This is a genomic window from Parabacteroides sp. D25, assembly GCF_000307475.1.
GTDB lineage: Bacteria > Bacteroidota > Bacteroidia > Bacteroidales > Tannerellaceae > Parabacteroides > Parabacteroides distasonis.
Genome location: NZ_JH976502.1, coordinates 173,703 through 186,836, shown reverse-complemented (window position 1 = coordinate 186,836; position 13,134 = coordinate 173,703). Strand labels below are relative to the sequence as shown.

General features: G+C 54.7%; 10 protein-coding genes and 1 riboswitch. Of the genes, 6 read left to right on the top strand and 4 right to left on the bottom strand.

Going from position 1 to position 13,134, the window contains the following annotated elements; genetic code table 11:
* The 6 genes from HMPREF0999_RS07625 (at window position 1) to HMPREF0999_RS07600 (ending at window position 7,953) form a co-directional block, all read left to right on the top strand.
* Entirely contained in the window at window positions 1-1,179 is a 1,179-nt protein-coding gene (locus tag HMPREF0999_RS07625; RefSeq protein ID WP_005854148.1) for an AraC family transcriptional regulator, read from the top strand.
* A gap of 105 nt (window positions 1,180-1,284) precedes the next feature.
* Window positions 1,285-2,046, top strand: coding sequence for a DUF4469 domain-containing protein (locus tag HMPREF0999_RS07620; RefSeq protein WP_005854146.1), 762 nt, complete (start codon window positions 1,285-1,287; stop codon window positions 2,044-2,046).
* A 135-nt stretch (window positions 2,047-2,181) separates the two neighbouring features.
* Window positions 2,182-4,890, top strand: coding sequence for a hypothetical protein (locus HMPREF0999_RS07615; RefSeq protein WP_009275600.1), 2,709 nt, complete (start codon window positions 2,182-2,184; stop codon window positions 4,888-4,890).
* 39 nt (window positions 4,891-4,929) lie between these two features.
* Window positions 4,930-7,074 carry an InlB B-repeat-containing protein gene (locus HMPREF0999_RS07610; protein ID WP_009275599.1) on the top strand — a complete coding sequence of 715 codons (2,145 nt, stop codon included), beginning with the start codon at window positions 4,930-4,932 and terminating at the stop codon, window positions 7,072-7,074.
* A 296-nt stretch (window positions 7,075-7,370) separates the two neighbouring features.
* A complete protein-coding gene (locus HMPREF0999_RS07605; RefSeq protein ID WP_009275598.1) occupies window positions 7,371-7,625 on the top strand; it encodes a hypothetical protein in 255 nt (84 codons plus the stop codon).
* Entirely contained in the window at window positions 7,615-7,953 is a 339-nt protein-coding gene (locus tag HMPREF0999_RS07600; protein WP_009275597.1) for a type II toxin-antitoxin system RelE/ParE family toxin, read from the top strand. Before HMPREF0999_RS07605 ends, HMPREF0999_RS07600 begins: the two co-directional genes overlap by 11 nt.
* Window positions 7,954-7,992: 39 nt before the next feature.
* On the opposite strand, the gene HMPREF0999_RS07595 is transcribed toward HMPREF0999_RS07600, so the two are convergent.
* From HMPREF0999_RS07595 to coaW, 4 genes are all read right to left on the bottom strand, one after another.
* Entirely contained in the window at window positions 7,993-8,496 is a 504-nt protein-coding gene (locus HMPREF0999_RS07595) for a low molecular weight protein-tyrosine-phosphatase (protein ID WP_370453748.1), read from the bottom strand.
* A gap of 34 nt (window positions 8,497-8,530) precedes the next feature.
* Window positions 8,531-10,993, bottom strand: a complete 2,463-nt coding sequence (gene priA / locus HMPREF0999_RS07590; RefSeq protein WP_009275595.1) for a primosomal protein N' — start codon at window positions 10,991-10,993, stop codon at window positions 8,531-8,533.
* Window positions 10,994-11,080: 87 nt separating this feature from the next.
* Window positions 11,081-11,689: a porin family protein gene (locus HMPREF0999_RS07585; protein WP_005854130.1), complete on the bottom strand. Its 609-nt coding sequence runs from the start codon at window positions 11,687-11,689 to the stop codon at window positions 11,081-11,083.
* Window positions 11,690-11,980: 291 nt separating this feature from the next.
* Window positions 11,981-12,184, bottom strand: a riboswitch (cobalamin riboswitch).
* Window positions 12,185-12,203: 19 nt separating this feature from the next.
* On the bottom strand, window positions 12,204-13,058 hold the full coding sequence (gene coaW, locus HMPREF0999_RS07575) for a type II pantothenate kinase (RefSeq protein ID WP_005854128.1): 855 nt from the start codon (window positions 13,056-13,058) through the stop codon (window positions 12,204-12,206).
* Between the last annotated feature and the right edge of the window lie 76 nt (window positions 13,059-13,134).

Genomic DNA, 13,134 nt, shown 5'->3' with positions numbered 1-13,134 from the left:
ATGAACGACCACCTACTCTACTTAGCCTCGACAGGGATCGTAGCCTTTACCTGCCTTCTGGTCAGCGGACTGCTGTTGTCGCTGAAGACCTTGCGGGAAAGCACGATCCCCAAGTACCGGACGGCCTGCAAGTATCTCGCCTTGGCCTCGGCATTGGTAGGCATAGGGCATATCTTCATCTTGTCTTCCGGCACGGACGAGCGAACCATCATGGAGTTGTTCTACTTCCCCATCCTGCTAATCAGCGCCTCGCAAGCGTTGCTGTTCACGTTCCTGCTCACCCTCTTATTCAGGGGAAAGAACGTGACCCGGAGGAATATCCTCCTCCACGCCATGCCTACGATCGCGCTTACCGTAGCCTACACGATCGCTTGTCTCTTCCGGGAGGATGTCCATACGTATCGTTTCGACGTATGGTGGGATAATATTGGGAACCCGCCCCTGCTGATACGTACGCTCACGTGCCTCGTATACCTTGTCCAGCTAGGGGGCTATACGCATTTTTTCTTCCGGGAGCGGGCGATCTATCTAGGTAACCTGAAACAGATACCCCAATCACCCGAGCGACTGGAATTGCGCTGGGTAACCCGTGCCTTCCTATGGGCGCTGGGTATCGGCATCGCCGCCGTGAGCCTCTGTTTCTTCCCGAATAATTACTATAACACGGCGGTCAACTTCGTGTTCGCCCTCTTCTACGCCTCGGTATCGATCCACTACGCCAACTACCATTACACGTACGACCAACTATACCTACGGCTCAACCTCGCCCCGCAAGCCGACGCCGATACCGATCCCAACCGGATGGACCTAGAGGATCTTATCGGCGGGTTGCTGGAAATCGAGGAGGACGAGTTGTTCCAGCAAGCGCAAAACTATATGGCCAGCTCCTCACCCTTCCTCAACCCGAATTTCAGCCGGCAAGACCTAGTACGTGCCCTCGGTACCAACGAGAAGTATCTCTCCACCTCCATCAAGGACAAGCTGAACATCACGCTCAAGGAATACATCGACCGCTACCGGGTGAACCACGCCCGTACCGAGCTGTTGATGCCGGGCGACAGCCGGAGCATGGAAGAGATCGCTGTCGGCGCGGGCTTCACCAGCTCCCGCACCTTCTCGCGTATCTTCCAGAAAATACTGGGAGTCACCCCCGCCCAATACCGGCGGCAGGCGCAATAATGAGCATTTTTCCGAGATCTGTCCTCTTTTTTCCCGGATTTGTCCTCTCATTCTTACCCCGAACCCCGTTCTTTGCTGGCAGTAATCACTTAATAAAGGAATACCATGGCAGAACAAATCATTCTCAACACAGACTTGTACGATAACCTGCTCACCGAGCGCAAGGGCGACTACACCGCCAAGCCGCACATCACCGGGACATTGTATAACACGGACATCGCCGCCCGCATCGTGGCCGCGCGTACCGAGTACCAACACGGCACGATCCTCAACATCCTCGACATGGCCGACAGCCATAAGGTGCAGGCCATCGCCGAGGGCAAGAGCGTGGTGGACGGCGTGGGCCAATACCTCGTCAACGTGCAGGGGGCCTTCGAGGGCGAGAAGGCGCAGTTCGAACCCGGGAAGCACGCCCTCGGCATCACCTACACCATGGGCAAGCTCTTGCGCGAGACCCTCAAGCTGGTGAAGGTGGTGGTGAACGGCGTGGCGGCCGTAGGTCCGGTGATCAATACCGTGACCGACTCCACCTCCAAGGCCATCAACGGGCAGCTCAGCTCCGGCGGAGCCCTCGTGCTGGGTGGCGTGAACCTGAAGATACAGGGTGATGATCCCTCCATCGGTGTCTACCTCACCCCCACCACCGAAGGGGCCGCGCCGATGAAGGCACCCGTGGTGATCGCCAACTCGCCCTCGCAGGTGATCGTGCAGATGCCGACGCTGGCCGACGGGCAGTACACCGTGAGCCTCACCACGCAATACAGCGGAAGCCGTAACGTAAAAGAGCCCCGCACCTACACCTTCCCCATCATCCTTATCGTAGGAGAAGGCGGTGGGGGCGACAGCGAGAGTCCGGACGAGATCTGAGGACAACGTTGTCCGGCATGTCCGGACAACGGCTGCCAAGCATCGAGGACAACGGCTGCCAAGCCTGCCGGACAGGGGCTACCGGACCTGCCGGAAAAAACAACCGATTTATAAACCCTATTATACACATAGAACATGAGAACATCATTACATGACATCCACCTACCGGCAAGGCGAATATTCGCCTTGCTGATCAGTGTCGCGACACTGATCGCCACCCTCCCGACAGCGGCCCGCGCGCAAGCGGAACCTCCCGGGGCACTCGACCTTGCCACCCTGCCGGGCACCCTGAACAATAACTGGTACATCAACCTCGCGTACCTAAACGGCACGTGGGTGTACAAAGTAGGGGCATCCGACACGCAGGCCCCGACCACCGGCACCCCCTTCAACGGTACCATCACCGGCACGATGCCCGAGGTAGGCCGGCAGTTCGTCATACACCCCTCCACCGATTCCGACAGCGTACTCACCTCCGCCGATCCCGACAGCGGCAACCCACCGGCGCTGACGCTGAAAGACGCCGTCATAACCTCAAGTTTCAACCAGCTCTTCTATATCAAGGCCGGCGCGGAACCGACCCTCCGGATCGAGGGGGAGAACCGGATCGAGATCATGAGCGACCTCATCTATAACTTAGGCACGCTCACCCTGACCGTAGCCGATGCGCAGGAGATAAGCCAAGGTATCCTAAACGGATCTCCCGCGGGCACGGGTACGCTCACGGTCTATGCCCAAGCGCCGCTCAGCATCGGCGCCATCTCCAACTTCCAGAATGCCCGGATGCATCTGGACGGAGAGATACATGTCATCAGTAAAACAGGTGGCTCAGCCTTTAAAAACGACAATACCTCGCCGGACGCGATCACGTTCGGGGATAACGCACGGATCCACCTGCAAGCGAACGCGCTCTGCACCTATGTAAGCGGCTTTATCGAACTGGATTTCGATACCGCCCCGACCGATGGCCGGACGCTGTCCGTCACCCCGGCAGGCGACGACGAGCCGGCGGCCACCTTCGCGACCGACGGGACCTGCTGGGGTTACGCCTTCCTCGCCGCGGCCGATACGCGGTATACCGCCTCCCTCGACGGCGAGCGGCTATATGCCGGCAGGCGTTACAGCGGGTCTTCCTATAAAGACGGAGACTACCCCTTCTTCCGGACAGACGGGGCATACTGCCGATACTCCGGCGCCACCGCCACCCGCCCCACCCCGCAGCCGCTCGACCTTTCCAAGGACTACGGCTACGGCAGCACCCGCACCGGCATCGACCTCTTCTTCGACCCCGCGGACGGATGGTACTGCGACGAGAAGATGTTCGACGGGACGGTGACGACAAACGGCAGCTCATCCTACATCAACATCCCCGCCACCATCCATGCCGAGGGCGAGGCTACGCTTACGCTGGACAAGGTAGATTTCCAGCCCCCGACGGGCACGGCCCTCACGGTAGCGAGCGGGACGGTGAGGCTCCAAAACAACACCCACAGCCCCCGCCTGTCCGGAACCCACGCGCTCCGGGTAGAGACGGGAGCCACCTGCCTCATCCCGACGCCCGCCGACCCGGATAACACCTTGGCGCTGACAGCCGCCGAGCAGGCCATCCACCCCGAAGGCGGCGGCACCGTGAAGGGCCTTGTCCAACTCACATGGCCGGAATCTCCGTCTGGCTACATCTACCTCAAACCGGCGGAACCGACGGAGAATCCGAATGGTCTGACCTTCAATCTTACAGGCATGAAGAGCATAGCCACGAACTACCCGCTCTCCTTCTACCTAGAGAATCAGTCGACGGGCTTGAAACAGGAAGGCTACCGCTCCGACGACCCGGGGCAAACCTACCTCAGCACCTTCCCCGCCGCCCATCCCGACGGGCTGACAAGCTACACGGGATTGCGCGAAGTCCCGCCCGTCTGGATCGTGATCGACAAGGAGACGGCCTTCGACGCGAGCATGCCGGGCCAATGGCTGCGCGTCACCGAGAAGGGTGTCCTTACGGTAGGGAAGATAGGAGAAAATGGAGTATTTCCACTGGTGAATGATCTCGAGCTGCAGGACGGCGGGCAGATCCGGTTCGCCGATGACGGTGTGCTAGGACTCGTAGCGGCCCGCTTCACCCACCTCTTCCCCAACCGCAACCAATGGCGGGCTACCACGCTAGCATCCAATACCGCCGACAAATTGGCTAGCGACGCGGGAACCCCCTGCTACGTGCGTACCGGATATCCCGATGCCACCGACCAGACTTGGCAGCCGGCGGATCCCGACAACCTGCATATACTCGCCGCAGGTAACCCCGTGCTGATCGCCGGCGAAGGCCCGGAGACAAACACGCTGCGCCTCAATTACGGCAATATCTACCTTTTCAAGGACAGCCCCGACTCCCCCATCGAGCCTACCAGCCCCGCCGAGCCGCTCAACACGGGCGTGTTCCTCTTCAAGGGCAATCGGGCCTCGTACAATGTGGAGATGCGAAACATATACGTCCTCAGCGACGACGGCAGCCGCTTCGAGCTGAAGGACCGGGTTACCCTGCGGCCCTTCGAGAGCTATGTCGTGGCCAATGCCGCCACCCAAGCCCTGCTGAAGAGCCTCCGCTTGGACGGTATCGTCACGGGTACGGAGCTGGCCGAGACTCCGGCGGACAACAGCTTCCGCGCTTGGGCCGCCGACGGACGTTTGCACCTTAGCGCCGACCATGCCGAGAAAGTCGCCGTATACCACGTCAGCGGGACCTTGAAGTGCTACCTGCCGCTCTTGCGCAGCGAGACGACGATCGCCCTTCCTTCCGGCATCTATCTCGTCCACCAAGGCGGTACAACGATCAAGGTCGTCCTGTAGAGCATACATTATATTATATACACTAAAACAGATACAAATATGAGAACATTCAGATATATCCTATCCTTGCTAGCCGCTACGCTCGCCCTGCTAGCGCAGCCGGCGATGGCGCAAGCCCCGGAGACGAGCACGAAGGCGCAACCTTCCGACCCGGTCTTCCCATACCTCCTCACCATCCAGCAACCCGCCGAGGGAGCGACGCTGGACGTAATGATCATGAACGCCGCCGGCACGTACACCGCCGTATCCTCCGGCCAGACCGTCTACAACGGGACCAAGGTAGACCTCTTCTTCGTCCCGCAGGAAGGCTACCAACTGACGGTAGGCTCCATCACCTACAACGGCAACGCTACGACCGCAGAGACCCTGGCACCGAACGACAAGGGCTACACCGCACAGCGTAGCTTCACGATGCCCGCCCAGCCGACGACGGTTACCGCCGAGGCCGAGCTTATCCGCTACACGATCACCTACGACCCGAATGGCGGCACCCTCCCGCAAGGCAGCCCCACCCAATATACCGTAGTATCGGACGAGTTCACCCTCCCCACGCCGACACACGCCAATACCTACCTCTCCTTCGAGGGCTGGAAAGACACCGACGGGAATACGGTAGCGACCGTGGCGAAAGGCTCCACCGGCGATCTCTCCCTCACCGCCCAATGGAAAGAGAGCGAGCTGGCAGAGGCGGTAGGACAGCCGACCGAGACCCGGATCGTCACCACCATCATGACCGCCGATGAGATACTGGCCGATCTTGCCGCCACATGGCCCAAGCTCACCTTCACCACCGACAGAGGCGACGTGATAGATAGTCCGATCTCGTGGAAACTGAAAGACGGCGCTACCCTCGACCTCACGCCCGGCAAGAAGAACCCCTTCATCTGGACAGCCACACCGCTGCCTGATGGCGTGAAAGGCAATGGGTACGTGATGAACGGCACCACGCAGGTCTACCTCGAAGCCTCCCCTATCACCCCGGCAGACAACGGCGAGATCACGATAACGGACGAGAACAAGTTCCAACAAGATGATGGTACCGACAACTACTTCAACGGAGAGATCAACGGAGAGAAGGGCAAGACCATAAACAAACTCACCCTCACCCCTCCCGCCGATACCGATATGACAATAAAGCTCAACGAGGTAACCTCCGCGGCCACCCTCATCAACGGTACCGGGAAGACCAACCTCACCTTGAGCGGCACGAACAGTCTGGGTGCGGTCACGATCGAGCCCGGCAACGAATTGACGCTCACCCCCGGCGAGAATGCCGGCGACCTTGTCAACACCGCGGTCACCAACAACGGCCATTTCACGGATCTTACCGCACGAGTGCCCACCGTGACACTCCCCGGCAACATCACCCTCGAACGGGTAGACCCGGCGGCAAGCACCCCGATACCATCCACTGACGGCTACGCGGAGCTTAAGGCCGGCATAACCGCCCCCGAAGGCACCCAAATGAATTTGACGTATCAATGGGAGACTTTCAACGCACAGGCCGGCACATGGTCTACCGCCCCGGACGACTCGCAGCTGCGTAACGCCTCGAATACCTACAGGACGAGAACCGTAGGCCAGTATCGTTGCCTAGTTACCGCCACCGTAACCGGAGACGGCGGCACGACCACGACCACGACGCTCACCACGCCCCCGGTTGCCGTAACGCCTTATGTTCCTCCCGTAACGCCTCCTACGCCACAGCCCGCTACCTATACCGTAACCCTCCCTGCCTTGGTAGGAGCCTCCACCACCCCGGCAGCCGGAGCGCATACGGTAACCGAAGGCGACGGCTTCTCCTTCACCCTCACCTTGGACGCAGACTATGACCAGTCCGTCCCCGTAGTGACCGTGAACGGAAACGCCCTCACCCCCGACGCAAGCGGCAAGTACACGATCGCCGATATTTCCGCCAACCTGACCGTAGCGATCACCGGTATCGTGAGAAATACCACGACCGGTATCGAGCAAGTGGAAAACGCTACCTTGATCCGTGCCGAGAGCGGAGCCTTGCTGATCCGTACGCCAGTCTCCGTGACAGCGCAGGTGATCGCCCTCACCGGAAACGTAGTCCGCACGGTACGGCTTCCCGCCGGAGACAGTCGTGTAGATGGCTTGGCTAGCGGTATCTATATCGTCCGCCTATCCAATGAGATAACGAAGAAAGTGATAATCCGATAGGCAAGGTTTCACGAGTGAGAGCGGCTGTCATCGCCGCTCTCACAAAAAGAGGTTATTAGAATGCCCATTGTTAGGTTCTTATAATCGCAGTTATAAGCATCTTACAATGGGCATTCTAGCAACCTTACGATAGATAAGTCCAAGACCAGCTCGAAGCCTTCGGCGCCGCTATAATAAGGATCCGGGACGGGAATAGAATAAAGACAGTCACAAGAATAAACTACCGAAGCATTGTCTAACTGATTCTATTTCGTATATTTGCCATTGAAAACCAGAGACAAAAGAAGGATAAAAATATGACAGCATTAGAACTCAACGCAGAATTATTCCGCCAACTCAGTATCATCGCCGAAGATGAGACCTTGATGCGTAAAGCCGTAGAAGCCATCCGCCGTCTTGCGCAGCAAAAGGAAGCACAGACTGAAGAGACTGAATATATTAGTAAGGAAGAGGTGCTTGCCGGAATCCGGCAAGGCTTAATCGACGTAAAAGAGTCTCGTAAAAACGGCACATATCAAAAAACATTGCAGGAGGTCATAGATGAATTATAGAATCATACCGCAAAAGCACTTTCTGAAAGAGCTGAAGCGATTGGCAAAGAAATATCATTCGCTAAAACAAGACCTTCAAGCGTTACAAAATGAGCTAAGCAGCAACCCTTCCGCAGGAATTGATTTAGGCTGTGGCATCCGTAAGATCCGTATGGCTATAGGCAGTAAAAACAAAGGAAAAAGTCATGGCGCACGAGTCATCACCTATACCTATACCGTTAATGATACCGAAGGGATTATCAACCTCATTTATATTTATGATAAGGAAGAGAGTGAAAGTATTACCGATAACGAAATCAAATGGTTAGTAAAAGAAGTTGAACGATAGCCGTAACAACCTCTTTACTGATCCGGCTTCGCCCCGAACTTAAGACAAATGGTCTTTACAATATTCCAACAACCCGGCGCAAGCATCTTCCAATAGATCCAAGACCAACTCGAAACCTTCGGCACCGCTATAATAAGGATCCGGGACGTGATCGTACAACTTATTCCGGGAGAACTCAGTCATCTGATGTATCTTAGCGACGGATTCCAGATCGGGAGCCATCCGTTTCAAGTCCGTTATATTTTGGTCGTCCATGCCGATAATCAAATCGAAGTCATGAAAGTCCCACTGACGTACCGGACGGGAGATCGAATCCAACGAATATCCCCTACGGGCCGCATGCGCCCGCATCCGTGAATCCGCCCGGTCTCCCTCATGATACCCGGTGATCCCGGCGGAATCGATCTCGATCCGATCTCCCAATCCCGCATCCTTCACCAACTTCTTCATTACCGCCTCCGCTGACGGAGAGCGACATATATTCCCCAAACACACAAACAACAACCGTATCTTTTCCTCCCTCATCCCTAAGCTCCTTTCCATTAATTTTCAATTTTCAATTCTCCATTTTCAATTCTCAAGCCGGGTCTACATCATAATGAACCAGCAACTGCTTAAACGGCACATATCCCTGCATCTCCGTATGAATCCCCTCCAATATCTCACGAAGCGGAGCGATCCCGGCGGATATCTCGATCTTCAAGACGATCTTCTTGATATGAAGCGTCTGTACCCGGGTGATAGGCGGCGTAACCGGCCCCAACACCCGCTCACCTAAACGAGCACGAAGTTTCTCGGCGTATAAAGCAGACATTTCCTGCAAAGCCTTCTCATTCCGACTCCGAAGGATCAAGACGATCAAACGGTAGTAAGGCGGGTAACGGAACATACTACGCTCGCTCAATTGCAAGCTCACCATTTCCTTATAAGCAAAATGCTGCACCATACGGATCAAGGGATGCTCCGGCTGGGTAGTCTGCAAGATCACCGTACCCCGCTTATCCCGTCGTCCGGCACGTCCGCTAACCTGTACCATCAATTGATAAGCCCGCTCGTGCGCCCGGAAGTCTGGGAAATTCATCAGGCTATCGGCGCTCAAGATTCCGACCACGCTGACATTCCCGAAATCCAATCCCTTCGACAACATCTGGGTACCAATCAAGATTTGTGTCTTCCCCTTCTCGAAATCCGAGATGATCCGCTCGTAAGCCGTGCGGGTACGGGCCGTATCGAAATCCAGCCGCTCCACCTTCGCCGCAGGGAATTGCCCAGCGATCTCCTCCTCTACCTTCTCTGTACCGAAACCTTGCATCTTGAACTCCGTCCCCTTACACTCGGGACATACCTGCGGCAAGCGGTAAGTATAACCGCAATAATGGCAAACCAGCTGATTATGCGCCTTGTGGTAAGTAAGGCTAACGTCGCAATTCACGCAATGAGGCACCCACCCGCACCCCCGACACTCGATCATCGGGGCGAATCCCCGGCGGTTCTGGAACAAGATCGCTTGCTCACCCCGGGATAAAGCCTCCCGCACCTTCTCCACCAACAGGGGGGAGAAAAGGGTATCTTTCATAATCTTCTTGCGCTTTAGCTCCTTCACGTCCACCGTAATAATCTCCGGCATCAAGCAATCACCGTAGCGGGTGGATAGCTCGACCAGACCGTATTTCCCCGCCGTAGCGTTGAAATAAGAGTCGATGGAAGGGGTGGCGGAACCCAATAAGGTCTTACCGCCGTGCATACCCGCCAAGACGATGGCAGCGTTACGGGCATGGTAACGGGGTGCCGGGTCTTGCTGCTTATACGTATTCTCATGCTCCTCGTCCACGATAATCAAGCCCAAGTCCTTAAACGGAAGGAAGAGGGAAGAACGGACCCCCAATACCAGCATAGGCTCGTCGCTATGCAGCAGCTTGTTCCAGACCTCCACCCGCTCGTTGTCCGAGAACTTAGAGTGGTAGACCAATAGCTTATCCCCGAATAATTTCGCCAGCCGTTCCGTGATCTGGGTCGTGATAGCGATCTCCGGCAACATATATAAAACCTGCCGCCCCAGCCGCAAGACCTCATGGATCAAACGGACGTATATCTCGGTCTTACCACTGGAAGTCACGCCATGAAGCAAGCAAACCTCCTTCGTCTTGAAAGCCTCATGGATCTCTCCGTAGGCTTTCTCTTGCGCCGGACTGAGCGGATTCGGCTCTTGCAAGCGGCAGACGGATACTTGTAAACGACCCACCTCTTTCTCGTAACTCTCCAAGATACCCCGTTTCAGCAGACCCTCCAATACCGCAGAGGTATAACCACTGCGTTCCAATAGCTCTTTCTTGGAAAGCTCCTTCGATAAAGCGGGATTCAAGGTATGGCTTAAATCCAAGAAGCTGACCAACAGAAGCTCTTGCTTCTTCGCCCTTTTCAATTCTTCGAACACCGCCTGCAATTTCGTCTCATCCCAGTAAGCTTCGGCCAAACGGATAAACGCCTGTGTCTTGGGAACGAATCCTCGCTTTAGCTCCTCGCTCACCTCGACCGCCCCTTTCACCATCAAGGAAGAGACGATCGGGACAACATTTCGGAGACCGGTCTTCTTCTCCAACTCCGAGATCGTCAATTTCAAAACCCCGCTAAAGGCATCCAGTACCGCTTGCTCGTTCGGGCGCAAGGGGGCGGTAGCCTCGAAATCCTCATTATAAGTAACCGCCGTCTCGCTTTCCAACTTTAAGCCGGAAGGCAAGGCCGCCTTATACACGTCGCCCAGCTTACATATATAATAAGAAGATATCCATTTCCAGAAACGGAGTTGCGGACGGCGGAGCACCGGAGTGGCATCCAGCAAAGCGTAGATCTCCTTCGTCTCAAAATCGGATACCGGTTCCCGGTCGTGTACCTCCATGACGATGGCCGTATAATATCGTTTCTTCCCGAAATGCACGATCACCCGGCAACCGGGAGTCACGGCTCTTTCCAGATCTTCGGGTATCCGATAGGTATAGCTATTCTCCAAAGGAAGGGGAAGTATGACGTCCGCATATTTCATTCAAACAGGTGTTTCATTACGAGCCCAAAAATAACAAAAAAGGCCGGACTTCTAAAGCCCAGCCTCTCTCATTTTATTTTCACCTATTTAGAACAAGATCGCTGCCGTGATAGACCATCCACGATTCTTTCCGGCACCGTCGGAGAGGTTCACCTTCTCAATGCTATAGTTATCAGTCAGTCCCAGACCATAATTGAAACCCACCTGCAAGTGGCTGATCAACTCCACGCCGGCACCGAAGTTAAGGCCTGCGCTGAAATTCTTCGCCTTCACCTGATCCGCTACGGAACCCGGGATATCCCAAAATTTATCACCGCCTACACGGAAACCGATATACGGACCGGCTGCCAGATACGCTTTGACGATCGGTAAGCCGAATTTCCATTTCAAGTTGACCGGAACATCGATATAATCCGTCTTCATCGAAGTCTTAACCCCGCCAACCGAAGTCGTCTCCAAACCTTTTTGCGAATACAACACGGCCGCATCGATCCCGACACCCACCAACGGCAAAGTCGTCTCGATCATCGGCCCCACTTGGAAGCCGGTTACGTTATCCGCTTTCAACACGTCCGAGTTGAAATGGACAGACGATATATTCACACCTCCCTTGATACCGAATTTAAGCTGAGCGTTCGCCGGAAGCGCCATCAACGCTAACAAGGCAACCATAAGAAATCCCACGATTTTCTTCATATTCATACTTCTTTTGTTAATTACTCGTTGCAAATAAACGCACTTTTCTAATAATAAACAAATATTCTCTATAGAGTGTTCACGGAATACCCCAGTCCTTTAAACTCAAAGAAAGCATGCATCTTACATACGGAGCTCATCCCGTCGGTCAGATTCATGCTTCTTTCCCTAATTATTATGGCAAAATAATTATCCGAAACCATGAGACGACTTGATAAGAAAACCTTGGATAAAGAATAGTAAAAACCGGATACGGTTCTTGCGTTCTCTTCCGGCCTTTCCTCGAAGCCGTCGAAAATATACACGCCTTGCAGGTCTTCTGACTTACTTCCGGTCTTAAGCGCCTTCCCATTCACTTGAATGAACAGTGGCAACAGTATTGCTCAACCCGTTTATGAAGCTTACAGCAGCGGGACTGTCCGGGATTCTCACCCGATTCCCTTTTAATCCCTATCCGGCGATTGCCGAAAGGGAACAAAGCATGTAGCAAAGATACATAAAGTTTTGATGTAGCCTAACACTTTCCACAAAAAATATCCCTATATTCCCGGTTCCTGATATAACATAAAGCCGCCCCGATAGCCGTGCGATACTCGGCATACTCCGGTATCTTGAAATGGACATCGCACATCTCCTCCAGACGGGGGAAAATATCCGGGCATTGCGGCAAGCGAGTCAGGTTACCGATCAACACGATATTCTTGATATCGCCATTTAACGAGGCGAAAACAGCTCCTTGCCCGATAGTCTGCAAGACCATATGAACGATACCGAGAGCGATATCCTCAACCTTAGCGTTCGCATCCGCTTTTCCAAAAATAGAGGCTGTCACGTCTAGCGGCAGGCCGGGTAGCGGATGCGGCGTAATATCCCGGATATGCAAGTCGATATCATTCAGGGAACCATGCTCAGCCAAAGACGCTATTTGGTGAAAGTCATGCGTTTTCAATAATAGCTTAGACAAGCCGAGGATGGTTCCGCCACCGATACCCAATCCCCCGATATGCTCGACCGTGGAGCCTTGTACCTTGACAAAAGAGGTACCCGTTCCCATGCTGACCACCAACAGGCTATCCAGTCCCGTATTATACTGCGCCCCTAGCCCATTTGCGAGGAACTCATCCGTCTTCGCGGTTGGTAAGCCATATAAAGGTTGATCGATATAGGCGCTACCTACACCCGTCAAGATCACTTTCTCTATATTCGAGAGTGAGATGTTATTATCATAAATATATTTACCGAAGGCCCCGAATAAAGAGGTTACCGGATCGGTAGCTTTCACGAACATCGGGTTCTTGATCTTCTTATCCTCCACACCGACGATCTTGGTCGTGCTACCTCCCACGTCTATACCTATAACGATTCCCATGATTCTTTCCCTTTTTAATTGAATAATCGCTACAAAAGTACATAAACCCGTATACAATACTAAAAAAGGCCGGACA

Coding starts and splice junctions, on each gene's coding strand:
- HMPREF0999_RS07605 (WP_009275598.1), top strand. CDS start 7,371: ATGACAGCATTAGAACTCAACGCAGAATTATTCCGCCAACTCAGTATC.
- HMPREF0999_RS07620 (WP_005854146.1), top strand. CDS start 1,285: ATGGCAGAACAAATCATTCTCAACACAGACTTGTACGATAACCTGCTC.
- HMPREF0999_RS07585 (WP_005854130.1), bottom strand. CDS start 11,689: ATGAAGAAAATCGTGGGATTTCTTATGGTTGCCTTGTTAGCGTTGATG.
- HMPREF0999_RS07625 (WP_005854148.1), top strand. CDS start 1: ATGAACGACCACCTACTCTACTTAGCCTCGACAGGGATCGTAGCCTTT.
- HMPREF0999_RS07595 (WP_370453748.1), bottom strand. CDS start 8,496: ATGGAAAGGAGCTTAGGGATGAGGGAGGAAAAGATACGGTTGTTGTTT.
- HMPREF0999_RS07600 (WP_009275597.1), top strand. CDS start 7,615: ATGAATTATAGAATCATACCGCAAAAGCACTTTCTGAAAGAGCTGAAG.
- HMPREF0999_RS07610 (WP_009275599.1), top strand. CDS start 4,930: ATGAGAACATTCAGATATATCCTATCCTTGCTAGCCGCTACGCTCGCC.
- priA (WP_009275595.1), bottom strand. CDS start 10,993: ATGAAATATGCGGACGTCATACTTCCCCTTCCTTTGGAGAATAGCTAT.
- HMPREF0999_RS07615 (WP_009275600.1), top strand. CDS start 2,182: ATGAGAACATCATTACATGACATCCACCTACCGGCAAGGCGAATATTC.
- coaW (WP_005854128.1), bottom strand. CDS start 13,058: ATGGGAATCGTTATAGGTATAGACGTGGGAGGTAGCACGACCAAGATC.